Annotated in this window: 23 protein-coding genes; 9 read left to right on the top strand and 14 right to left on the bottom strand. The window is 27.2% G+C overall.

All coding sequences use genetic code 11. The features are described from left to right. Positions 1-17: 17 nt before the first annotated feature. Entirely contained in the window at positions 18-353 is a 336-nt protein-coding gene (locus tag PWP28_RS11610; protein WP_264150809.1) for a hypothetical protein, read from the bottom strand. 237 nt (positions 354-590) lie between these two features. Here PWP28_RS11610 and PWP28_RS11605 point away from each other — a divergent pair, with 237 nt between their 5' ends. Genes PWP28_RS11605 through PWP28_RS11595 form a run of 3 tightly spaced genes read left to right on the top strand, consistent with a single transcriptional unit; the run spans position 591 to position 5509 of the window. Continuing rightward, positions 591-1223, top strand: a complete 633-nt coding sequence (locus PWP28_RS11605) for an HAD-IA family hydrolase (RefSeq protein WP_305081543.1) — start codon at positions 591-593, stop codon at positions 1221-1223. A 27-nt stretch (positions 1224-1250) separates the two neighbouring features. Further along, entirely contained in the window at positions 1251-2270 is a 1020-nt protein-coding gene (locus tag PWP28_RS11600) for an aldose epimerase family protein (protein WP_308644782.1), read from the top strand. A 56-nt stretch (positions 2271-2326) separates the two neighbouring features. Next, a complete protein-coding gene (locus tag PWP28_RS11595; protein WP_308644781.1) occupies positions 2327-5509 on the top strand; it encodes a P-loop NTPase fold protein in 3183 nt (1060 codons plus the stop codon). Between the two features lie 16 nt (positions 5510-5525). Here PWP28_RS11595 and PWP28_RS11590 read toward each other — a convergent pair whose 3' ends face one another. Beyond that, a complete protein-coding gene (locus tag PWP28_RS11590) occupies positions 5526-5903 on the bottom strand; it encodes a hypothetical protein (protein WP_109605689.1) in 378 nt (125 codons plus the stop codon). Between the two features lie 679 nt (positions 5904-6582). Between PWP28_RS11590 and htpG the strand changes: the two genes are divergently transcribed. Together htpG and PWP28_RS11580 are read left to right on the top strand one after the other, a co-directional pair. After that, entirely contained in the window at positions 6583-8454 is a 1872-nt protein-coding gene (gene htpG / locus PWP28_RS11585) for a molecular chaperone HtpG (protein ID WP_109605687.1), read from the top strand. Positions 8455-8570: 116 nt separating this feature from the next. Further along, complete coding sequence (locus PWP28_RS11580) at positions 8571-8996, top strand: MarR family winged helix-turn-helix transcriptional regulator (RefSeq protein WP_109605685.1); 426 nt, start codon at positions 8571-8573, stop codon at positions 8994-8996. 38 nt (positions 8997-9034) lie between these two features. On the opposite strand, the gene PWP28_RS11575 is transcribed toward PWP28_RS11580, so the two are convergent. Genes PWP28_RS11575 through PWP28_RS11555 form a run of 5 tightly spaced genes read right to left on the bottom strand, consistent with a single transcriptional unit; the run spans position 9035 to position 13284 of the window. Then, positions 9035-10153, bottom strand: coding sequence for a metal ABC transporter permease (locus PWP28_RS11575; RefSeq protein ID WP_109605684.1), 1119 nt, complete (start codon positions 10151-10153; stop codon positions 9035-9037). After that, the gene (locus PWP28_RS11570) at positions 10153-11265 is read right to left on the bottom strand and encodes a metal ABC transporter permease (RefSeq protein ID WP_308644780.1); all 1113 of its coding nucleotides are present in this window, start codon (positions 11263-11265) and stop codon (positions 10153-10155) included. The genes PWP28_RS11575 and PWP28_RS11570 overlap by 1 nt, the downstream gene beginning before the upstream one ends. A 4-nt stretch (positions 11266-11269) precedes the next feature. Then, the gene (locus PWP28_RS11565) at positions 11270-12013 is read right to left on the bottom strand and encodes a metal ABC transporter ATP-binding protein (protein ID WP_109605680.1); all 744 of its coding nucleotides are present in this window, start codon (positions 12011-12013) and stop codon (positions 11270-11272) included. A 19-nt stretch (positions 12014-12032) separates the two neighbouring features. After that, entirely contained in the window at positions 12033-12968 is a 936-nt protein-coding gene (locus PWP28_RS11560) for a metal ABC transporter solute-binding protein, Zn/Mn family (RefSeq protein ID WP_308644779.1), read from the bottom strand. A 13-nt stretch (positions 12969-12981) separates the two neighbouring features. Continuing rightward, a complete protein-coding gene (locus tag PWP28_RS11555; protein WP_109605677.1) occupies positions 12982-13284 on the bottom strand; it encodes a helix-turn-helix transcriptional regulator in 303 nt (100 codons plus the stop codon). A 180-nt stretch (positions 13285-13464) separates the two neighbouring features. Here PWP28_RS11555 and PWP28_RS11550 point away from each other — a divergent pair, with 180 nt between their 5' ends. Beyond that, the gene (locus tag PWP28_RS11550; RefSeq protein ID WP_109605675.1) at positions 13465-13752 is read left to right on the top strand and encodes a hypothetical protein; all 288 of its coding nucleotides are present in this window, start codon (positions 13465-13467) and stop codon (positions 13750-13752) included. Here PWP28_RS11550 and PWP28_RS11545 read toward each other — a convergent pair. The 3 genes from PWP28_RS11545 to PWP28_RS11535 all read right to left on the bottom strand — a co-directional run bounded on the left by PWP28_RS11545 (position 13747) and on the right by PWP28_RS11535 (position 16295). After that, positions 13747-15090: an MATE family efflux transporter gene (locus PWP28_RS11545; RefSeq protein ID WP_109605673.1), complete on the bottom strand. Its 1344-nt coding sequence runs from the start codon at positions 15088-15090 to the stop codon at positions 13747-13749. The two genes, PWP28_RS11550 and PWP28_RS11545, sit on opposite strands and share 6 nt — an antisense overlap. Positions 15091-15105: 15 nt before the next feature. Beyond that, entirely contained in the window at positions 15106-15720 is a 615-nt protein-coding gene (locus tag PWP28_RS11540) for a TetR/AcrR family transcriptional regulator (RefSeq protein ID WP_109605671.1), read from the bottom strand. Between the two features lie 146 nt (positions 15721-15866). Beyond that, entirely contained in the window at positions 15867-16295 is a 429-nt protein-coding gene (locus PWP28_RS11535) for a flavodoxin (RefSeq protein ID WP_109605669.1), read from the bottom strand. Between the two features lie 221 nt (positions 16296-16516). Between PWP28_RS11535 and PWP28_RS11530 the strand changes: the two genes are divergently transcribed. Beyond that, positions 16517-17794 carry an amidohydrolase family protein gene (locus tag PWP28_RS11530; protein WP_308644778.1) on the top strand — a complete coding sequence of 426 codons (1278 nt, stop codon included), beginning with the start codon at positions 16517-16519 and terminating at the stop codon, positions 17792-17794. Between the two features lie 200 nt (positions 17795-17994). After that, on the top strand, positions 17995-18477 hold the full coding sequence (locus PWP28_RS11525; protein ID WP_308644777.1) for a GNAT family N-acetyltransferase: 483 nt from the start codon (positions 17995-17997) through the stop codon (positions 18475-18477). Between the two features lie 20 nt (positions 18478-18497). Here PWP28_RS11525 and PWP28_RS11520 read toward each other — a convergent pair whose 3' ends face one another. Beyond that, the gene (locus PWP28_RS11520) at positions 18498-18944 is read right to left on the bottom strand and encodes a MarR family winged helix-turn-helix transcriptional regulator (protein WP_109605665.1); all 447 of its coding nucleotides are present in this window, start codon (positions 18942-18944) and stop codon (positions 18498-18500) included. 163 nt (positions 18945-19107) lie between these two features. Between PWP28_RS11520 and PWP28_RS11515 the strand changes: the two genes are divergently transcribed. Further along, a complete protein-coding gene (locus tag PWP28_RS11515; protein WP_308644776.1) occupies positions 19108-19716 on the top strand; it encodes a hypothetical protein in 609 nt (202 codons plus the stop codon). Here PWP28_RS11515 and PWP28_RS11510 read toward each other — a convergent pair. The 3 genes from PWP28_RS11510 to PWP28_RS11500 all read right to left on the bottom strand — a co-directional run bounded on the left by PWP28_RS11510 (position 19711) and on the right by PWP28_RS11500 (position 23388). Then, positions 19711-21033, bottom strand: a complete 1323-nt coding sequence (locus PWP28_RS11510; RefSeq protein WP_009384779.1) for an ISL3 family transposase — start codon at positions 21031-21033, stop codon at positions 19711-19713. The genes PWP28_RS11515 and PWP28_RS11510 overlap by 6 nt on opposite strands. A gap of 414 nt (positions 21034-21447) precedes the next feature. Then, positions 21448-21792: a metalloregulator ArsR/SmtB family transcription factor gene (locus PWP28_RS11505; protein WP_070466883.1), complete on the bottom strand. Its 345-nt coding sequence runs from the start codon at positions 21790-21792 to the stop codon at positions 21448-21450. A 276-nt stretch (positions 21793-22068) separates the two neighbouring features. Further along, entirely contained in the window at positions 22069-23388 is a 1320-nt protein-coding gene (locus PWP28_RS11500; protein ID WP_070466885.1) for an IS1380 family transposase, read from the bottom strand. Positions 23389-23696 lie beyond the last annotated feature (308 nt).

Below are 23696 nucleotides of genomic sequence, written 5' to 3'. Positions count from 1 at the left end.
AGGATGCTATAGCATCCTCATTTGTTTTCTAATATGCCAATATAATTCAATAAATCATTTGAATCATCAAATATACACCATAAAATATCGGATTTTTTACCGCTATTTAAATACATATTATGAACACTTATTTTAATATCATTAATTTTTTCGCTTTTGATGGGTGTTTTACAAATATGCATAGTTGAATACCAATCCTCTGGATAATCAGATTCCAAATCCTCAGCAATTATCACATCTAAAGCCCTTGAATCCTTTTCTCTAATATCATGAATTCTTTTTAATTCTCTTAAAAAATAAATCTTTTCATCAATGGAAATTTTTAAGTCTACTACTCTGTCAGGACTATTCATATTAATACCTCCTAAAGATATAATAAAAGGCCACCATCTGTTGAAGATGGTTGGCCCCTTTTTTTCACTTTTTATGTAATTAATTATAACAATAAAATATAATTAAAAAATTAAAAAAATATTGAATTTTATGTTCTTATATTAAATTTAATATATTAAATAATAAAAAACAGATAAAATCTTAAAGAAAGTATGTTAAGATTTTAGTATAATACAATAAAATTGAGGAGGTTTTATATGTATATATTTTTAGATTATGATGGAACTTTGACAAAAACTGAGGAAAATCAATATACTATGTATTTTTTTAAGAAATTTTTTGAATACCATAATATTGATTTTAATAAAAATATAAAATTAATGCTGCACACTTTGGAATATGTTATTAAAAATGATGATATAACCATATCTAATTATGACAAATATCTCAATAAACTCGGAGAAGATTCAGATAAATCAAGAGAATATTGGGAAAAACAATTCAATATATACTATAATGAAGGTTATGATGAAATAAAAACTATAATAAATCCAAATGAAGAATTGATAGAATTGTTGAAAAAAAATAAAAACAATAAACTCATATTTGCTTCAAATCCTCTAATACCAGAAATATGTGTGCATAAAAGAATTAATTTTATAAATATGAAAAAAGAAGATTACATATATATATCCACAATGGAAAATTCCACCTCAACAAAACCTAATCCACATTACTTTAAAAATATATTAAGAGTTTTAAATGCTCAAGCTGATGAATGCGTTATGATAGGTGATAGTGATAATGATAGAGCTTGTACAAAAGTTGGTATAGATTTTGTACATGTAGATGAAACAGAAAAATGGAAAGAGCTATTAAAAGATAATTAGTATATTAGCTAAACTGGGGGGATAAATTTGAATATTGTTATAAACGAATTTGGATTTGATTCTCATGGAAATCGAATAAATGAAATATGTTTAAAAAATAAAAATGATATGCAACTCAATGTTATAAATTATGGAGCAATTATAAATAAAATAATTGTTCCAGACAAAAATAAAAAATTTGAAAATGTAGTGATGGGATTGAACAATATAGAAGAATACGAAAAAAAATCACAATATTTTGGATCAATAATAGGAAGAGTTGCAGGAAGAATATCTAATGCAAAAATAAAAATAGATGAAATAGAGTATAATCTAGAAAAAAATGAAGGAGAAAATACACTTCATGGTGGAACTGAAGGTTTGGATAAAAAGTTTTATGAATTTGAGACTTTTATGAAGAAAGACAAAGCTGGAATAATATTAAAAACTAAATCTAAAGATGGCGAATGTGGGTTTCCTGGAAACCTTGATATAGAAATAATATATTCTTTAAATGATGAAAATGAAATAGAACTCATGTATAAAGTTAAAAGTGATAAAAAAACATATGTCAATCTAACAAATCATACATATTTTAATCTTTCGGGAAATTTAAAAGAAAATATATTGAATCATTATATAAAAATAAACTCAGAAAAAGTTATATATTTAGATGAAAACACTTTACCAAAGGAAGTAGTTAATACAAATAATACAGAATTTGATTTTAAACAATATAAAAAAATAGGAAAAAATATAAATTCAAAAAATGAACAGTTGATAAGATGTAATGGATATGACCATCCATATATTCTAAAAAATATAGAATACTGTGCAAAAGTAAAAGATGAAAAAAGTGGAAGAGAATTACAAATAATAACGGATCAACCATGTGTTGTATTCTATTCTGGTAATCAAATAAAAGATAATATACATATGGCCTTTTGCCTTGAAACACAGTACTATCCTGATGCTCTCAACTCTGATTTTTTAGATAAAAAACTTTTGAATAAAGATGAATTTTATACATCATATACAAAATGGATATTTAAAATGATTGAGGATTAATTGATTATAAATAGAACAATTAAATGAATATATAATTATTTGAGAGGTGGTTTGCTGTGAAATTTATAGTAGATAGAAGTATAACATTAAATGAAGATACTGATATATTAAAAACGTCAGTATACACAGATACACTTGTTGATATAATAAGTTCAAAAAATGATGATTCAAACTTTACAATAGGACTCTTTGGAAAAAGTGGATCTGGAAAATCGTCCATATTAAAAACATTAGAAGAAAGAATAAAAGAAGATAATAAATTAAAAAAAGATTTAAAAGTATTTAAATATGATGCTCTGAGATATACTGGAGAAGACTTTAAAAAAAGTTTTATAAAAGAAATAAAAAATCAATTCGATCTTGAAAGTGAAGAACAACTTGAAAATTATTTCAAAGATGATGATGAAAAAATAGAACATAAAGTTGGAGTAAAAAACAAAAAAATAATAGATTTGATGGTTTTTCTACCTTTAATATTCATAATAATGGCTTTAATACCAGATGTAAATATATATTTAAAAATACTCTCAATTATACTTGGTCCTTTGTTATCATATTTTGCATATATGATAAAAGACAGTCTTGTGCAATATAAAGTAAAGATAACAAAAGCAAAAGACTTTAATACAGAAGAATTATATGAAATAATGGATGAAGCTATATCAAAAACCACAAAAAATAATACTGTACAAAAATGGTTTAAAAGTGATGTAATGCTGAGAGATTACAATCCCAAAAAAGTTATAATGATAATAGAAAACATAGATAAATGTCCAAAAGAAAGGGTAATAGAAATAATATCAGCTTTAAGAAGCCCTTTAAACCATAAATATTTAAACACAATAATTCCTATAGATGAAAGCATAATTATAAAAACTTTGACTGGAAATTATGAAGATATTGAAGAAATAATAAGAGGTATATTCAATACTATAATAAGAATAAAATCATACTCAAATAAAGATTTATTTACATATACGAATGAACTAATACAAAAAGAAGGACTTGAATTTTCAACAATAATAGCCGATATGGTATCTCAAGAATTCTCAAAAAATCCGAGAAGAATAATACACTTTTTAAATAATTTAAGTTCTGAAAAAATACTAATTGAAAAATTAGAACAAAAAGATATGATAAAAAATGTCAGTTCTAATATGGAATTTGTAGCCAAAATACAGATAATAAAAGAAGAATGGCCAGAATTATTTGAAAAAATAACTCAAGAACCTGAATTATTAAAATATATAGATGAATCAATAAAAAATAATGGATTTAAAAAATATTTCAAAGATGGGGAGTTAATATATGAATCCAAAAAAATAATTTTAAATTCACAACAATATCTATTTTTCAGCAGAACAAGAACAGTTCAATCTGAAAATGTATTACAATATTTAATAATACAAGATCATGATGCAGATATTCCAGAAAATGTGATCGAATCTCTCGAAAGTGGAAATTGGGATGAACTAAAAAATCAAATGAAAAATGGAAAAATAAAACCTACCAGATTGATGGAAATAATATATGAAGAACTCGATAAAGACATAAATAAAAAAGACTATTTAAAAACCAAAGGATTCGTTATTTTAAATATACTCTTCAACTTTATATATGAAAAAGAATATCAAGAAATATTTATAAGAATACATAAAATGATGGAAGTATTCATAGACAAAAAAATACTCGATAATAATCTAATAGACAAATTTGATACAGAACCTATGATGAACTATTCATATCTTCTAACTCTACAAGAACAATATTATTTAAGAGATTATATTGCAGAACACATAAATCAAAATTTTGATCCTGAAAAAAAAGATACATTACTTGAGACATATATAAAATACTATAAAGATGATGAAAATTCATTAGAAAAAATAAAAGATTCATTCTCTAAAAAAATAAAAAATAATTTATCAGCAATAGAAGAATTTGAAGAAGTTATAAACAATAAACATGTAATAAAATACTTAATAAATGAAGATTTCATATTAGATACCATATCAAGATTAGAAAAAGATTATCAAGAAAATGAAAACAAAAAGAGAATAATATTGTTAGATTATGTTTTTGAAAGCAATGCAATGGAAGAAAAAACACAAGAAATATACATAGAAAAAATAAATCAGTTTTTAAATGATTATACAGATGAAAATCTTCAATATTGGCTTGAAAAAGTACAAAAAATAGTAGAAAAAAGTCAGTATTCAGAAAATATAAAATTATTTGATATAAAATTAAATGAAATATATACATATCTCATACAAGAAATAAAAAATATAGATCAAAAAAGAATATTAACCTTAAAAATATATATAACAACATTAGAAGAATATATAAAACAGACAAGCTTATCTGAAAAATCAGAATTTATATTCGAAATATTGAATAAAACAGAAAATGAAGAAATAATAAAAATTGCATGTAATACATTATATGAATTAAAAGATATAAGAACATACAATGAAAAAAATGGGGAAATATTAACTGAAAAATTCTTAGAAATAAATGATATGATCATAAAACAAGATATTTCACAAAATTTAATATACGATATATCAAAAAAAGAAGTAGATATCAAAACGATAGAAAAATTTATAGATGCTGTATATGATTTATTATTTGATGTAGATGTTTCAGAAGCTGAAATACCATTAGAGATAGCTACGCAATTATCTGAAATACAAAAAATAGAAAATCTAATATACAATAGAGTTAGAAATGAACTCGAAATAAAAATAAAAAATAGAATAATGTGGATAGCTCAAAAAACACAAAAAATATGGTTAAAAGATAGATTGATTTCAGAAATGATAAAAAATACAGAAGATGGAGAAAAATTAAAAAAAGTAATAAAAGATATAGAAGAAAATGTAAGCTCATCTGAAGAAATAATAGAAAAAAATATAATAAATATGTTTAACATATTTACATATGAACATAATCCAGAATATCATAAATCTCTAATAGAAATATGTTCTGAAAAAATGTATTTATTCAATGAAAATGATTTTGCTATAATATCAGATGAATTAAAGTATCATTTAATATCTAAAGATCTTATAAATAAAAGATTTGCAATAATAAATATAGAAAAAATATATGATAAATTACCTAAGAAAAAATATAAATCAATAAAAAGCATATTAAGTGATGAAGAATTTGAATTCAAAGAAGATAATGATAAAGAAAAACTTGAAAATCTAAAGAAAAAATTTGGAATAAAATAAAAAATATGAAGGTGCATTAAGCACCTTCATATTTTATGCAGGAGTTACCACAATAATTGAATAAAGGGACGTCAAAAATTATGTTACTGAAATCAAATATTGGAGTGATATTGAAATCTATAGAATAAAGTCTTCTCTTTTTATCCATTATATAAAGATCTTTTTTTGAAAAGTTTTCCATTAATTCATTAAAATGAACTTTTTTAAAACAATTATAAGGATTTTTTTCATATAAAATAATCTTATCATCTTCAATCAAGTATTTATCAGGAGTTATATAGCATTCATTATCATTTACTCCATCTCTACAGTCTGTAAGTACAAATGTGATACAAAAATCTTCTTCAATACAATTAAATTCACTCAAATAAACCTTAAATTCTTCTGCTTTCATCAGACCACCTCCCGAGATGTAGGTGAAAAAATTAACTTTTTGTTTTCAATTAAATTATATGTGAAAAAAATCGTAAAGTCAAATCAGAAAAAAAGAGAAAAGAATAAATAATTAGATTTAAAGTATTTTAATTAAATATAAAATCAAAAAACGAAACAAATTAGTTAATATAATCACAAATTCACTTAAATAAAAAAGTGTATAGAAAATCTCTATACACTTCATTAAAATTATCTTATGTTGTAATGCCACATAGTCAAAATTGAAAGAGCATTAAAATTTTTAGATAACAATTTAGCTATTTTATGTTTTGGATTCATTTAATCACCTCGTATATGTCAATTTTATAAAAATAATTATTATTAGATAGAAAAAGTATCCTGTAAATATCACAGGATACCTTAAAAATCGAATTTATCACCGTTGCAGCAGTAGTAAATAAAATACTTATACCTAACTTACCTTAGTTTCTCAGTAAACAAAATGGGATTTTGAAGGGGCTGATTTATGCCAGGGCTATACCCGACAATTATTATCTGTATTAATTATAACAATCATTTATTAAATGTAAATATCGCTACAATTACAAATAAGTAAAAAACGCAAATATCTCAAATTTCATGTTATAATAATATATGGAATTAGCAAACTTAATATTAGAGTGATAAGGAGGATTCTTATGGCTGAAAGAAAACAATTTCAAACAGAAACTAAACAACTTTTAGATCTCATGATAAACTCTATATATACACATAAAGAGATTTTTCTAAGAGAATTAATATCTAATGCATCTGATGCAATAGATAAATTGAGATTTGAATCTATAAAAAACCCAGATATTCTTGGTGAAGATAAAAACCTATGTATAAATTTATCTTATGACGAAGAAAATTTATATATCGAAGATAATGGAATAGGTTTAAATTATGAAGATGCTGTAGAAAATCTTGGAACTATTGCAAAATCTGGTACAAAAGTTTTTATGGAAAAACTCAAAGATTTAAAGAACGAAAAAGATGAAATGGATTTAATAGGACAATTCGGTGTTGGATTTTACTCTGCCTTCATGGTAGCAGATGAAGTTATAGTAGAAAGTCTTAAATATGATCAACCTTCAGAAAAAGCAATAAAATGGGTTTCTAAAGGTGACGGGGAATATGAAATAGAAAATATAAACAAAGAAAAAAGGGGAACAAAGATTACTTTACATATAAGAAAAGATTTGAATGATTTTAAAATACTTGATGAATTTATAATAAAAGATTTAATAAAAAAATATTCAAACTATATAAAATATCCAATAAAAATGGAAGTTACAGAATATAAAGAAGAAGGAAAGCAAGAAAAAGAAATAAAAACATTAAACTCGATGGAATCATTATGGAGAAAGAATAAATCTCAAATAAAAGATGAAGAATACAATCAATTCTATAAAGAAAATTTTTATGATTGGAATGATCCATTAAAAACTATTCATTTTAAAGCTGAAGGATCTACAATACAGTTTACAGCATTATTATTTATACCTTCTAAAGCACCATTTAACTATTATACAAAAGAATTTAAAAGAGGGCTAAACCTATATTCTAAAAATGTTTTCATAATGGAAAAATATGAAGAACTTCTTCCTAAATATTTTTCTTTTGTAAAAGGTCTCATAGATTCTCCAGATTTTTCTTTAAATATCTCAAGAGAAATACTTCAACATTCGAGAAATATAGAACTCATAAAAAAGAATATAGAAAAGAAAATAACATCTGAATTAAAAACTCTCATAAAAGATGAAAGAGAAAAATACATAGAGTTCTGGGAAGAATTTGGTAGAGGTATAAAAGCTGGATTATATGAATCTATTGATTCAAAAGACAAAGTTGAAGATTTACTCTTGTTCAAGAGCTCAAATGAAAATAAATATATAACATTATCCGAATATAAAGAAAGAATGAAAGAAGATCAAAAATACATCTTATATGCTGTTGGAGATAGTATTTCATATATAGAATCTTTACCACAGATGGAAATGATTAAAGAAAAAGGATTTGAAGTTATATACCTATTAGATGAAGTAGATGAATTCTTAATACAGATGCTCAATAATTATAAAGAAATAGAGTTTAAGTCTATAAGTTCATCTGATTTAGAACTTGGAAATAAAGAAGAAAAAGATTTAAAACAAGAAGAAAATAAAGATTTGCTTGGCAAATTAAAAGAACTTTTAAAAGATAAAGTTGAGGATGTAAGAGTTACAGATAAACTAAAAAAATCTCCAGCCTGTATCGTGAGTTCAGATGATAATATATCTATAAATATGCAGAAAATATTAAAGCAAATGGATGGAAATATGCCTTTTAATGCAAAAAGAGTTCTTGAATTGAATCCAGAACATCAAGTATTTAATAAATTAAAAGATATATATCAAGAAGATTCTGATTCTATAGAACTTTCAGATATTGCATATATATTATATAATCAAGCTTTACTTGTTGAAGGTATAGAACTTGAAAACCCTGCAGAATTTGCAGAAAAAATTTCAAATTTATTAATAAAATAAAAATAAAGTATCGAATGTATTTAATACGTTCGGTACTTTATTTTTTGACATTCTTGATATTTCAATGATATAATTGAAAATAGTATTCAATACAGAAGAGCTTTCGAGGTGAAAAAATGTTAGAGAAGTTAAAACTTGAAAATCAATTATGCTTTAAGTTTTATGATATATCAAAAAAAATAATAAAACTTTATAAACCAATATTAGAAAAAGTGGATCTGAGTTATACACAATACCTCGTTATGCTTGTGTTATGGGAAAATAAAGAAATGGATTTTAAAACTCTTGGTGAAAAAGTGAATTTAAAAACAGGAACATTAACACCACTCTTAAAAAAGATGGAAAAAGCGGGTCTTTTGAATAGAATAAGAAAAGAAGATGATGAAAGAAAAGTAAATATAAAAATTACGCAAAAAGGAATAGAACTTCAAAAAAAAGCTGAAGATATACCAGATTGTATATTAAAGAGTATGAACCTTTCGCTTGAAGAATATGAAATACTTATGAATACTTTAAATAAATTGAGTTCTAAATTTGAATAAGAACAGGTATTATATCGAAGATATAATACCTGTTTATTTTATTTGAAATTTTCTATTCGAAGTGCTTTTAGAGATTTATCTGCAAATGTAATACCTTTTTCTGTTAGAAATATCATATTATTTTCTATTTTAATCAAAGAGTCTTTAATTGAGTTTTTAATGACTTTATCTGCAAACTTTTCATTCCAACTAAAATGATCATATAAATGATTTATAGAACTCTCTTCTTCTTCTTCATGATTTTGTAAATGTATTGTCAAAGCCATCTTAGCGAATTCTAATTTTAGATTTTTCCTTCTTTTTAACATTGTCAAAATTCCGTGTTTTGGAGATAAAAATAAAACTATAAAAAATATTATACCAGCCATAGATGCCATAGAACCAGATATAGAGACATCCAATAAATGGGCACTCCAATAGCCTGAGATGGCAGTTATTATACCTATCAATGAAGAAAGTAATATCATTTTTGATAATTCATCAGTTAATAAATACGATGTCGCAGGTATTGCTATCATCAAAGCAACTAAAAGTATAGATCCAACTGCTTCAAAAGATCCAACTGCTGTTATTGAAACTACTGTCATCAGTGCATAATGCATCACTTCAGGTTTAAAACCCATAGATTCTGCCAAAGATGGATCAAATGTTGATATTTTAAGTTCTTTATAGAATATAAAAATAAAAATTAAATTTACCAAAAGTATTACACTCATCATTATAAGACTTTTAGGACCTATATCTATTCCATTTATTATAATTCTGTCAAATGGTGCGAAAGCAAGTTCACCCAATAAAACTGCGTCTGTGTCTAAATGAACATTCCCTGCAAATTTTGTTATTAATATTACACCTATTGAAAAAAGTGCTGGAAATACTATACCAATAGAAGCATCTTCATTTATGAGTTTACTTTTATTCAAAACTTCTACAAGCCATACAGTTAAAACGCCAGTTAAAGCTGCTCCTATTGCTAATATAGGTGAACTTATACTACCAGCTATAAAAAATCCTATTACTATACCTGGAAGGATAGAATGACTTATGGCATCACTCATCATGGACATTTTTCTAAGTATTAAAAAATTTCCTGGTAAAGAGGCTGCTACTGCTACGATTGATGCGATTAATTGTATCTCTATTTGTCGTATTCCCATTATTCTTTCACCTCTTTTCTTTTCATGGCTTGTATACCTTTTTGAGTAAAAGACCAATTATAGTTTTTTATATTTATAATATTTTGGTTTTGTAATTCTTTTAGATACACCTTTAACTCATTATTATTTTGCAGTATTGGTTTTAATATATCTATTGAATGTTCATGACTTTTATTATCATGATCTTTTATTATTTCATACATAGAATCTATTAAAAATTCTTTTCTATAATTTGTTTTTTTCACTTTAAATCTCAACCATTTCCAAACTAAACCTCTTTTACTTCCAAATAAGAATGAAAATATAGTTATAAATGTCATTATTAAAATAATAGTCGGTCCTGTAGGCAATTTTGAAACAGTTGAACTTAAAATTGCACCAGAAACACCTGAAATGAAACCAAGTATTCCAGCTAATATAACCATAATGGAAATTTTTTCTGTCCACTGTCTGGATGCTGCTGCTGGAGCTATAAGCATTGCACTCATTAGAACTACTCCTACAGTTTGAAGTCCAACTACTATTGCGACTATTATCAAAGTCGTTAATAATGTATCAAGAAATTTTATATTATAACCTAAAGATTTTGCATACTCTGAATCAAAACTTAAAAGCTTAAATTCTTTCCAAAATATCAATAAAATTATAAGAGATATACTTCCAAGTATTGACATATTGATTATATCTTTTGCCAACAGAGATGCTGCTTGTCCAAATAAATATTTATCTAATCCAGCTTGATTTGCATCGGGTAATTTTTGAACAAGGGTTAAAAGAACCATACCAAAACCAAAAAAAACGGACAATATTATTCCCAATGCACTATCATATTTTATTTTTGTATTATCAACTATGGCATTTATCAATAGAGCTGCAATCCAAGATATTGCTATTGCTCCAAGTGCCAAAAAAATACTATCTTTAGTTCTAAAGATTAAAAAAACTAAGGCTATTCCTGGTAAAGATGCATGAGAAATTGCATCACCGATTAAAGATTGTTTTCTCAAAACAGCAAAAGATCCTAAAACACCACTTATGAGACTTAATAGGCCGGCACCTAAACTCACAGTTCTTATAGTATAGTCGTTAAAAAACATTTTTAATATATCCATAATATCACTTTCCCAGTCTTTCTCTTAAAAAAGATATACTTCCGCCATAAGCTTTATGTAAGTTTTCTTCAGTAAAAACTTGCTCTACCGGTCCAGAAGCTATTTTTCTAACATTTAAAATTGTTACAGAATCAAAATATTCTTTTACTGTTTGAAGATCATGATGCACGACTATAACTGTTTTGCCTTGTTCTCTTAATTCCTTTAATATATTAATTATAGCTTTTTCAGTTGTTGCATCTACACCTTGAAATGGTTCATCCATAAAGTATATATCGGCATTTTGAAGTAAAGCTCTTGCCAAAAATACTCTTTGTTGTTGTCCGCCGGATAATTGACTTATTTGTCTATTGGCAAATTTTTCCATTCCAACTTTTTTTAAAACAGAGATTGCTTCATCTTTTTCTTTTTTACCTGGAAGTTTTATCCAGCCAAGTTTTCTATAAGCTCCCATACTGACAACATCTAATACGGTAGTTGGGAAATCCCAATCAACAGAACCTCTCTGAGGCACATAACCAACTTTTTCAATATTTTCTTTATAAGAATTACCTTTTATTAAAACACTACCAGCAATTGGCTTTATTATATTCAAAACTGCTTTTATGAAAGTAGATTTACCAGCTCCATTTGGACCTACTATTGCCATAAGATTATTTTCAGGAACTTCTAAATCAATATCCCATAAAACAGGTTTATTTTTATATGCTACAGTTAAATCGTTGACTTCTAAAGCGTATTGTGACATGAACTCACCCCTTAAATAATTATTTTAAAGCATTCACTATAGTATCTACATTATGCTTAACCATTCCATAATATGTTCCTTCAAAACTTCCAGTATCACCCATAGCATCTGAGAATAACTCTCCACCTATTTCAACATTAAAACCTCTTGATTTTACGGCTTCTTGCAAAGCTTGAATATTTCTTTTTGGAATAGAAGATTCTATAAAAATAGCTTTAATTTTGTTTTTTGCTATATAATCTGCAAGTTCTATTATATCTTTTGTTCCAGCTTCAGACGAGGTAGAAATACCTTGAATTCCCTTAACTGAAAATCCATACGCATTTCCAAAATAATTAAAAGCATCATGAGCAGTTATGAGCACTCTTTTATCTTCAGGAACTTCTTTAACTTTTTTAATGACATAATCGTTTAATTCATTTAAAGATCTTATATAGTTTTCATAATTCTTTTTATAATATTCAGAATTTTTCTTATCATAATCTGATAAAGTCTCATATACTTTTTCAGAAGCCATGATCCATAAATTCACATTAAACCATATATGTGGATCATGAGTTCCATACCCGTCATCAGGTTCTAAAAGCATATTTTCTGGAATATCTTCTGAAACTTCTACCGTTGTTTTACCAAGTTTTTTCATATTTTCAAAAACTTCAGCCATCTTTCCTTCAAGGTGTAAACCATTGTGGAATATTATATTTGCATTTTCCATCTTGCTGACATCACTTTCAGAAGCTTTATAAAGATGTGGATCTACACCAGATCCCATAAGAGATATAGTCTCAGCTTTATCGCCAGCTATATTAATCACTATATCATTAATCATACCAGTAGTTGAAACTATATTCAAATTCGAATTTGAATTTACACTTTTATTGTTAAAAAGAATCAAAGAAAAAATGACACCAAAAACTATAATTACTGTTATCAACAAAGAAATTAATCTTTTCATAAAAAACCCTCCCTTAATAGATAAAATCATCTACATGTTCTATTGCAATTTGAATTATTTTTTTTATATGGGGATCTGTGAGAAAATAAAGAATATTTCTACCATCTTTTTTATAATCTACGAGGTTTAGATTTTTTAATATCCTCATTTGATGTGATATCGCACTTTTACTCATATCTAAATTTTCAGAGATCTCTGAGTTTGTTAAAAAATCTTTTTTTGTGAGTTCATAAAGTATTTTAAATCTTGTCATATCCCCCATAGCCGATAAAACTTCTGATGCCAATTGAAAATATTTAGGATTTATTTTCTTCATCAAATTCCCCCTTGTATATTATAGTTGAATAACTGTTCAACTATAATATACTATTCTTTTTTTTCTTTTTTATTTCTTATTAGTAACAAAATAAATTTATTTTATTATAAAAAGTTTAATTTTAATTATATTCAGACGATAAAATATATGAAAGAAAAATAATAAAAGGAGGTGATTATTATGGATTTTAAAGTAGATAAAGTTGAACCTGTAAGTGGAAGAACAATAAAAAGAGTTGAAAATAGTTATGAAGAAGATCAGAGAAGAAAAGATAATTTTCATAAAACTTTAAAAAAAGAGATAAAAAAATTGAAGAATAAAAAAGAGATAAAAATAATAGATGAAGTTATACTAAACGATGATTTAGAAAGATCCAATAATAATTACTCCGAATTAAAACCAAAAATAATACAAAAGAGAAATACAACTATACTTTTTTTAAAAAATAATGAAAAAGGGTCACTATAAAGTGACCCTTTTCATTTGTTTGGTCTTTAATATTTTTATTAAAATAGCTCCAGTGATCGTTATTAAGATATCAGCTAAAGGAAGAGAAATCCAAATTCCATCTGATTGCATAAAATAACTAAGAATGTATACAGAAGGAATAAAAATTATTACGAGTCTACCAATAGTTAATATAGATGCATGGAGACCTTTTCCAAGTGCCTGAAAAAAACTTATATAGTTAACTTCTATTGAATAAATAAAAAATACAGATAAAAGAATTCTAAATAAAGGAGCACCATCAACTATATATTCTGTATTATTGATGAATAAGCTCAATATAAATTCTGGAAATAACATGAAAATTAACCAGCACATAAAAGATATTATAGTTCCTATGATATTAAAATATTTTAATGAAAAATATGTTCTATGTACATTTCCGGCTCCATAATTTATTCCAGAAACAGATGCCAATGCTTGGCCAATACCCCATAGAGGAGTATAAAAAAACATAAAAACTCTTAAACATGTTCCCATTATTATTATATGAAAATCTCCACCATATTTTGCCAAAAGTCTAAATATTATTATTTGCTGAATAATAGCAACTATATTCAATGCCATTGCTGAAATTCCTGGGTTTAATATATTCAATATTATATCGAAATTCAAATTAAATGATTTAATTTTTGCATAACTTGAACTTTTTTGAATATATAATATATTTATAATAAAATATGTAATTTGAGATATGACTGTAGCCCATGCAGCACCTTTAATACCCAGTTTAAAACCTATTATAAAAATGGGATCAAGAATTATGTTCATGAATATTGAAATAAAAACCATCTTCATGGCTGTTTTCATTCTCCCCTCAGCCCTAATCAAAAAATTTAAAGCTGGCCCCGAAGAAGCAAAAACAAATCCTAAAGATAATACTTTTACATAGTCTACTGCAAGATTTAAAATTTCATTTTTTCCCCCTAAAAATGAAATAATATTTTCAGCATAAACATTTACAATTATCGTTAAAATGAGAGAAAATAAGAAAGTTAAGATTAATACATTACCAGCAATTTTTTCAATTTTATTAGAATCATTTTTCCCAATGGCTCTTGACAAAACAGACATTGCACCATTTCCAAATAATGTTGTTATAGACTGATTTATAAGAACGATTGTATATGCGAGTGTGATTGCACCAAGACCTTCTTTACTAACAAATTGACCTATGAATATTGCATCTACAAAATTATAAAGACCCAATGCAAACATTCCTATAATTCCTGGTATTGCGAGTTTCTTGAATAAAAAACCCATATCATCTTTCAAAATATTATCTTTGGAAATTTCCATAAAAATCTCCCCCCATTAATGGTAAATTTTCAAATCTTTTAATAAACCATATGACCCTGAATATAAAAAATTTATAAGTTCTTTTAAAATATTTTTAATTTCTTCTTTTGAATAATCGTTAGAAGTTACTTCTACAAGAACTCTAAAATAAAGAGATATTAATTGTTTTAAAATAAAATTGGAAATATTATAATTATTATTCTTATAATTCATCAATGACATTTGATTTTTTCCAACTTCAAAGTATCTTTTCAATATTTTTTCTGGAATATATTCAAAATTAGTTCCATAAGAAATATTAAAAATAAGATTTATTTCTACTTTATTATTAATGATAAAATCTATCATATCATCGAGTTCTTTCAGGATAAGCTCACTATGAAAATCTAGAATCATATTTTTTTTCTTTTCTTGCTCCAAAAACCATTTATCTATAATTTTTAAAGTATTTTCAATACATGTATAAAAAATAGAATCTTTAGAATCAAAATAATTATATATATTTCCAACTGGGATACCGGATTTTTTTGATATATCAGATATTTTTGTTTTAATATATCCTTTTTCAAAAAATAAAAGTTTAGATGTTTCTATTATATTTTCTCTTATATCTTCTTTTTGTATTTGCATAATATCTCCTTTCAAAAAAGAATAATTGTTCGTTTTTATTTTTTACTATTTAAACGGGCTCTTTGAGCCCGCTTAAAGGAATAGTTCAAGCTAAACAAATGGTAAAAATAGAGGTACACAAAGCCTGGAGTTGCAAGTACAGATGTCTAATTTGCCAATTTATGTGCCATTTCTTTACATTTTTGAATGTCCTCATCTTCTGGATGAAGATGAACTATAAGTCCTTCTGAAACCAAAGTAGCTCCATAACTTTCCATTCTTTCTTCCCAATCTTTCATCCATTGACCATCACCCCAGTCATATGAACCAAAAAGAGCCACTTTTTTATTTGAAAAATTAAAATTAGATAGCGATTCTACAAATGGTTCCATTGAACCATCTTCTAAAATTTCAGCACCCATTGCAGGACAACCGAGGGCTATTATATCTGCATTCTCTAAATCTTCTAAAGTTGCATCATCTACAAATAGTTTTTTAACTGTAGATCCTTCACTTATCAAAGCATCTTCAAGTTCATTGGCAATAGCTTCTGTATTTCCTGTTGCTGACCAAAATACTATAACTGAATTTTTCATAATAAACCTCCTTAAATTAGGTGTGCCTAATTTATGTATATCATAACACATAAAATGTATAAATAAAATAAATTAGATGTATAGATTTTATAAAGAGATGATAAAAAAATAAAATATTTAAACATATTCTTTTTTGAATAGATTTTTAAAAAATAAAAACTTTTGATATCATAGATATAGTAAATATAATAATGATATTTTAAGGGGGCATTAGAAAGTATATGAAAAAGCTTAGAAGAAACGGAGATTTTTATACAATTAATACAAAACACAATTTTAATTATTTTGTAACTCCTTTAGCAACAGATACTCATCTTCATCTTCTGGGCTTTGGAGAAAAACTTAATAATCCTGATCTTGAACATAAAGATAATGAAAACATAAAAAAAATAATCGAAGAAGAGCTTTTAAAAGATAAAAAAAATATAGTATTACGTGGATGGTCGGAACAAGATTGTGATCTAAATAAAGATATTTTAGATGATTTTAAAACGGAGAAAAATATTTTACTTATAAGAAGATGTGGACATGTTGCTATTGCAAATACAAATCTTTTAGAAAATTTAGATTTTGAAGAATCAGAAAAATATGTTAATAGATCAAATGGATATATATATGAAAAAGCATTAGAAAAAATATATGAAAAAATAGGATATTTTACAGATATAAACGGTGCATATGAAGCAGCAAAGAATTATTTGATTTCTAAGGGTTATGGATTTGTTCATTCAGAAGATATTCATGGAATAACTGTAGATGATTTACCATATGATGATAAATATTTAAAAGTATATGAGAAAATAGCTGTTAATTCATATGATGAGCTTTTAAAATATTATGAAAGAGGATATTTCAAAAAATATAAAGCTGTTAAAGTTTATTTAGATGGATCTTTTGGTGGATGGACTGCATATATGAGAGAAGTTTATAAGGATAGAAATACTAAAGGGAAATTTGTTTGGAATAAAGAAGAATTGATGAAAGTATTGTTATTTTGTGAAGATAAAAAACTTCATCTTGCAATGCATGCAATAGGAGATGCATCTGTAGACATAATATTAGAAATATTTGAAAAAATAAATCCAATAGGTCTTCATAGAATAATACATTCAGCTATTTTACATGATGAACAAATAAAAAAACTTGAAAAATATAATATAATTCTTGATATGCAACCTGAGTTTATAAATTCTGATAAACCAATATTAGAAAAAAGATTGGGATTGAGAACAGAAAAAGCTTATAGATTTTTGGATATATATAAAAGTAATATACCATTATTTTTGTCTTCTGATGCACCAGTTGAAATTCCAGACTGGATAAGAGATTTAAAAACTTTAAGTGATATGGGAATACCTTTAAAATATCTCTTACATAAAGTTACTTATGCTCCAGAAGTAATAGATAAAATAGATAGAGAAAAAGATATGCATGATAGATATTTAATATTCAAAGATAATCCACATGAAAAAATAACTATTCCTGAAATTCACATATAAAAATAAAAGCATTCATATAAAATATAAATATGAATGCTTTTTATGTTATGAAAAACAAAATATAATATTAAGATTTAAAAGAATTTATTTAGATTTAAAATAAAATTATTGCTTTTGTATTAAATAAAGTTAAGAAATGTGATAACATAATATTGAAGACTATTTTTTTTATCTTTAAAAAATTTGGAGGTGTTATACTGTTGTTTAAATTAAAAAATATGAATACGGAAAGTATCAATCTTGAATTTGTTACAAGCAGAGAAGATTTTCTCGAAGATGATATAGATTTTACGAAAAATGAGGTAGCAGAATTTCTCCATGAATATCTTGGAAGATTTGGTGATCCTTTAGAAGATATAATCGATGCAATTGATTATGCTCTTTCTGATGAAAAAGGAAAAGGTGGATTTGTTCTGGTGCTCCATGATCAAGATGAAATAATAGGTAGTGTTGTAATAAACAATACTGGAATGAATGGTTATATACCAGAAAATATATTAGTTTATATAGCTGTTCACGATGAATACAGAGGAAAAGGAATCGGGGGAAATCTTATAAAAGAGACTGCTAAAAAATGTAAAGGAGATATAGCTTTACATGTAGAATATGATAATCCCGCAAGAAAGCTTTATGAAAGAAGTGGATTCAAATCTAAATATGCTGAAATGAGGCTTAAAAATTAAAAAATATAGAGGTATATCCTCTATATTTTTTTATGTTTTTTTGAGTGTATCTTATTAACTGTTTCAAATAAAACTTCTAATTCTTCATCGGATATAGGGTCTAACATATCCATCAATTTTATATTGAGATCTTCTAAAAATTCTTCAACCATTATTTTACCTGCTTTTGTTAGATGAATATGAATAATTCTTCTATCTTTAGAAGATCTAATTCTCTTTAAATAATCATTACTTTCAAGTTTATCAACTATTATTGTAATTGCACTTTTTGTTAAATTATGATAATCAGCCAAATCTTTCATCTTTTGTGGCCCTTTATAATAAATCAAACTCAGTATATTAAATTCAATGGGTTTTAAAGAAAGAGCTTTTTTGCTTTTTTTAAAATCAAGATTTGATGTAAAACTATTTACTAGATCTAATAACATCTCTAAAAGTAATTTGTTATTTTTATTCTTATTCTTCATATTTATACCTTCTTAAAAAATTTATTTTTCTTGATGATAACATCTATAATTTTTTTTGTCAAATAAAAATATAATAATAAAATTTGACAATCGATGTAAAAAACAGTTATAATTATTAATAATTAAAAATATTAACTAATTTTATATCAATAGGGAGGATATCATGAAAAATAAAGTTTTAAGCATATTAAGTATAGTACTGATTGTTTTGATAACTATTTTCTTGGGATATCAATTAACAAATATTACAGTAAAAGAAGATATGCTGTCTTATTTATCCGAAAATGACCCTGAAGTTATCAAGTATAATGAAGTTACAAAAAAATTTGGTAAAAAAGATTTTTTAATAGTTGGGGTAAAACTTGATAATATATATTCTAAATTATATGATATAGAACTTATAACAAAAGAACTTCAAAAATTAAAAGAAGTAAAAAGTGTAAATTCTCTCACAAATGTTATAAGAATAAAGTCTGAAAAAAATGGAATAGAAGTTGGAAGTTTAACAGAAATGTATGATCTTTCTGATAAGACTTTAGATTTAGAAGATGAAATATTATCGGATGATATATTAAAAGAAAATTTTATATCTAAAGATGGAAAAGCTGTGCTTTTTACACTTGAAATAAACACTAAAGATAAAGATTATGATTTTTATAGTTTGAAAAAAAATATAGAAAAAATATTTTTAAATTATAATTATGATGATATTTACTACTCTGGATTAATTTTTATGGGGTATTCGGATTTTATGGTGGAAAAGGGCCTATAAGTTACTCTTTTCCAATTTCTTAATAAGTGTGGAAAAATCTACACCATAGTTGCCTGTTTTGTCTCGGTCTGTTATTTGATACGAATTGAAACTATCGTATAACATAGCTTTGCTGAATGCACTTGAATTAAATCGTGGCTTCCTCTTTTTATGGAGCTTTTCATTAAAAATTATTTTAGCTCGTAAGGCTTCAAATGAGTACCCTCTACCCATTCGTTCTACTTGCCTAATGATGCTATTTATAGACTCTGTATAAGCGTTAGTGAGCCTTTTATCAAAGTAATTGAAGATTTCATCCTGCCAGTTGTCTACGGCTCTTAATAGGTCTTTATAGGCGTTTTTAGAGTTGCTGGATAAACAGCATTGTCTCCAATACCTGTAACGATCTTTGGCTTGCTCAAGGTCATCTGTATCCCATATCAAGTAGAACTCTTCTTTAAGTTCGTAGGCTTCTTTTAGTTCAGGTAAATTACTTAACCAAGTATCCAAAAGGAATGAATCTCGTTCATTCAAGTCATGCTTTCGTTTAAGAAGGATATACCTCTCACGCATAAGGGTACGACTTTCTTTGGCTGTCATATTGGCTTTAAGAGACTTCCTAACACTATCCAAGGCTTGATTAGCCATTCGGACTACATGAAACTTATCTACAACTACTTTAGCGTGAGGTATAACTGTATTAACTGCGTCTTTGTAGGGCTTCCACATATCCATTGTGACATATTCGATATATGTATTGTCTTTAATTTCAGAAAGGCGTTGAATGACCGTATCTTTGTTACGATTGGGTTTTATGTCATATATAGTTCTACGTTCTACATTGGTCAATACAAGACGAGGTTTCTTGATAATGTGTATTTCGTCAATACCAAGCCATTTAGGAGTTTCAAACTGATATTCACGTTCTTTTAATGCCACATAGTCTTTAAAGATGTTCCTAACAGTTTTCTCGTCTACACCAACACTTTCAGCTACGTCTACGAAGGTCTTAGACAGAGATTGTTCTTCAATAGACCTTATAAGCCTTTTAGTCATACTACGCTTTTCGTCAATGGATATAAGGCGTTCCCAAAAAGTTGTGCCACATTCACGACATTTATAACGTCTGCGGTTTAATTGTAATCCTACTCGCTTTAAACGAATAGGCAGATCCATGATTAGTTGCTTTCTTGATGTATGTTTATATAGCCTGTCAAAGCCACATTGAGGGCAACGTACTGGTGGAAAAGTTGCTTCCACTTTAAACATCATGTCGGATTCATTTTCTTGTGGTGGTTCTATTGTTTTAAGATCTGGTAGTAATAATAAGTCTGACATATTGTTCATCCTTTACTACTCCGTGTTTTTCAAGTATAGATTTGATATCAAAATTAAAATTGTTAAATATTTTTTGTGACCACAAATGCTCTTAGAACATCCCATAAAGCATATACAATAGGTGATAGGAAAATAGTTTGGAAAATTCCTTTTGTAGAGTTTGCATTAAATAATGCACCCTATCGTTGGATAGCCTATGTACAAAAAAGGTTATCCTATAGTTGCACAGGATAACCTTCATTATTATTCAATTATGCAGTTGCACAGCTACAATCTTTGCACTCGCAAACTTCATCAGTACAATGATCTGCACATTCTTGATTACAATAAACTTTTCCATCAACCTCTACTTTGTTCTCACCAATAAGACAATTACAGTTAGAGCGTGCACATTTTTCCACTTTGAATCTCCTCCTATTTTGGTAAATCTTCTGTTAGGCACCATCCTTCGTGTAAAAGGCTGGTTACACAAAGATCAACAACTCGATACCGAATAAAATTTCCCTCACGAGACGAACGAACAATGCCCTTATCATCTAATCGTTGAAGTTGGTTAGAGATGGCTTGAGGTTTCATTTCGAGTTGTTCAGCCAACTCAGTAACGGATATGTTTGGTGTTCGATTCACTGCGTGTAATATCCGAAGCCTCGTGCCGTTTGAAAGGATTTTAAACGTTTCGCTCAATCCCTCCGCATAATCTATATCCAACAAAGGACGATCCGTTAGCTGAGGTTTAGGTGTATAACAATTTTCTTCCATTATTTCCTCCTCCATTTCACAATTACAATATATAGTGTAATTATTCATATGTCAAATTGCATTTCTTTGGAGTAATCCTGAATTATTCATACCTCTAAATGTGGATAACTATTTCTATTAAACTCACTGCTTTTTTAGACATTTTTAAGTATTAACTGTCTATCATGCCACTTTATATCCTTCTCGATTAGATCGAAAACAAAAAGATGGAAAAAAGAGTATAAAGACCCCTTGGTCTTACAATCGTCAAAAAATTAATATGATCTTCTGGAGTAGCTAATGCAACAGAACCAGCTGTTGAATATTCTCCAATATTGTCCAGAACAGTGAAGAGAAAACGTAACCTGTGGACAAGCGGACTTTTATTTTACGCGCATGTCGTGTCAGCCTTCCAGCAATGTGGAAAACTTTAAACCGAATAGTCGCCACCGTTGATTTTTTCTCTTTATCTGGGAATGTTAGCTCTTTCATCAAATGAATGACTGTATAGGCAATACAACTCATCATCATGCGAGCCTGATTCGCAAGAAACGTTGAACTATCGGTCTTGTCGAAGGAAAAACCATGTTTGATTTCTTTGATATAATTTTCCATTGTCCCTCTCTTTTGGTAGAGCTTGTACACTGTTTGGGCAGGTATATCAACGAAATTTGATACGATAAACTCAAACGTCGTAAATAAGAGTTCGCCAGCTTCTCGAGTGGCCTTTACAGCTACTTTACGAACCGTTTCCCAAGATTTAGCTTGATAATCAATCTTGAAATACTGTGATTCTTTATGTGTAAAGTCTGTATCTGGTCCGTAAAGGACCTTTTGTTGAGCCATGTTCTTCAGTCGTGCATTGACTTTTAAACGAATAATATACTTCACTTTTTCTTGCTCGCATAACTCATAGATCTCAGGTTTGGCAAAGCCACTGTCCCCTCGGACAGTTAAAAACATATCGCATGAGTGCTGTTTGTGTTGAGAGATGATGTCTGCTAAAAAGACTTCTGCATTGTTAGACGTGTACACATTGCCCGGACGAAGTTCGGCACCCAGAAACAGACCAGTCAGTCCATCAAAAGCCACTAAGGGATGATAACCCGTTGTTCCGTAGTGAGTATTGAAATCAGTCTGTTCTTGTTTTCCGAAGGTGTCTGAGTGAGTAGAATCCACGTCAATGATCATATGCTGTGTATTTTTTTGGCCGATATAGATAGTGGTCAATGCCTTGGCAATTGATTGAAGTTGAACGATATTCTCCTCCGACAGTTGATGAATAAAACGAGAAACCATCGACTGTGAACCTAAGGTCGTTTTATTTAGCCCCTGCTGAAAAACTGGATCGTGACGTAGCCAATTGGCTGAAGAATCCGTTGAGTAACCGGCTATTAACTGCACAAGAACCTGCATAAATAAATCAATATAGTCATGTGTACAATAGTTTCTTGAATCGTCAATATGCAATAACTCGTTAACCAGCTCTTTGAACTTGATCTTATGAAAAAATTCAAAGAGTAAAAGGAGACCGGAATCATTGGATAATTGACCGCCATCGTTTGACATAACCAAATGGGGATTGAATTGTAGTTGCTTTTCTTGTAAAGTTGACATTGAGCACACCTCTTGTTTTTGTTGTTTTGATCGACTTTACAATAACATAGAGTGTGCTCTTTTTGTATATTTTTTTCTTCACCCAACGGGTGAAGAAGGAATAGAGTGATAAACCTTATCAAAGCGGGATAAATGCCTGTTCTGACAAGGTACTATGAATTATTCAGGGTAATTCCATTTATAAATAATATCGCAATAATTAATCCAAAAATCCCAACACTAGTTGCACTATATATCCAAAGTTTTGCTCGATTAAACTTTAGTGCTTTAGCAATAACACCTATTGTCCAAACACCTGCTAAAGGAGT

The organism is Oceanotoga sp. (genome assembly GCF_030445905.1).
GTDB classification, from domain to species: domain Bacteria; phylum Thermotogota; class Thermotogae; order Petrotogales; family Petrotogaceae; genus Oceanotoga; species Oceanotoga teriensis.
The sequence above is the reverse complement of the archived record's forward strand: the minus strand, read 5'-3'. Positions and strand labels throughout refer to the sequence as shown.

Excerpts from the sequence above, each read along its gene's own strand:
- PWP28_RS11610 (WP_264150809.1), bottom strand. The coding sequence starts at position 353 with ATGAATAGTCCTGACAGAGTAGTAGACTTAAAAATTTCCATTGATGAA.
- PWP28_RS11605 (WP_305081543.1), top strand. The coding sequence starts at position 591 with ATGTATATATTTTTAGATTATGATGGAACTTTGACAAAAACTGAGGAA.
- PWP28_RS11590 (WP_109605689.1), bottom strand. The coding sequence starts at position 5,903 with ATGAAAGCAGAAGAATTTAAGGTTTATTTGAGTGAATTTAATTGTATT.
- htpG (WP_109605687.1), top strand. The coding sequence starts at position 6,583 with ATGGCTGAAAGAAAACAATTTCAAACAGAAACTAAACAACTTTTAGAT.
- PWP28_RS11580 (WP_109605685.1), top strand. The coding sequence starts at position 8,571 with ATGTTAGAGAAGTTAAAACTTGAAAATCAATTATGCTTTAAGTTTTAT.
- PWP28_RS11575 (WP_109605684.1), bottom strand. The coding sequence starts at position 10,153 with ATGGGAATACGACAAATAGAGATACAATTAATCGCATCAATCGTAGCA.
- PWP28_RS11570 (WP_308644780.1), bottom strand. The coding sequence starts at position 11,265 with ATGGATATATTAAAAATGTTTTTTAACGACTATACTATAAGAACTGTG.
- PWP28_RS11565 (WP_109605680.1), bottom strand. The coding sequence starts at position 12,013 with ATGTCACAATACGCTTTAGAAGTCAACGATTTAACTGTAGCATATAAA.
- PWP28_RS11560 (WP_308644779.1), bottom strand. The coding sequence starts at position 12,968 with ATGAAAAGATTAATTTCTTTGTTGATAACAGTAATTATAGTTTTTGGT.
- PWP28_RS11555 (WP_109605677.1), bottom strand. The coding sequence starts at position 13,284 with ATGAAGAAAATAAATCCTAAATATTTTCAATTGGCATCAGAAGTTTTA.
- PWP28_RS11550 (WP_109605675.1), top strand. The coding sequence starts at position 13,465 with ATGGATTTTAAAGTAGATAAAGTTGAACCTGTAAGTGGAAGAACAATA.
- PWP28_RS11545 (WP_109605673.1), bottom strand. The coding sequence starts at position 15,090 with ATGGAAATTTCCAAAGATAATATTTTGAAAGATGATATGGGTTTTTTA.
- PWP28_RS11540 (WP_109605671.1), bottom strand. The coding sequence starts at position 15,720 with ATGCAAATACAAAAAGAAGATATAAGAGAAAATATAATAGAAACATCT.
- PWP28_RS11535 (WP_109605669.1), bottom strand. The coding sequence starts at position 16,295 with ATGAAAAATTCAGTTATAGTATTTTGGTCAGCAACAGGAAATACAGAA.
- PWP28_RS11530 (WP_308644778.1), top strand. The coding sequence starts at position 16,517 with ATGAAAAAGCTTAGAAGAAACGGAGATTTTTATACAATTAATACAAAA.
- PWP28_RS11520 (WP_109605665.1), bottom strand. The coding sequence starts at position 18,944 with ATGAAGAATAAGAATAAAAATAACAAATTACTTTTAGAGATGTTATTA.
- PWP28_RS11515 (WP_308644776.1), top strand. The coding sequence starts at position 19,108 with ATGAAAAATAAAGTTTTAAGCATATTAAGTATAGTACTGATTGTTTTG.
- PWP28_RS11510 (WP_009384779.1), bottom strand. The coding sequence starts at position 21,033 with ATGTCAGACTTATTATTACTACCAGATCTTAAAACAATAGAACCACCA.
- PWP28_RS11505 (WP_070466883.1), bottom strand. The coding sequence starts at position 21,792 with ATGGAAGAAAATTGTTATACACCTAAACCTCAGCTAACGGATCGTCCT.
- PWP28_RS11500 (WP_070466885.1), bottom strand. The coding sequence starts at position 23,388 with ATGTCAACTTTACAAGAAAAGCAACTACAATTCAATCCCCATTTGGTT.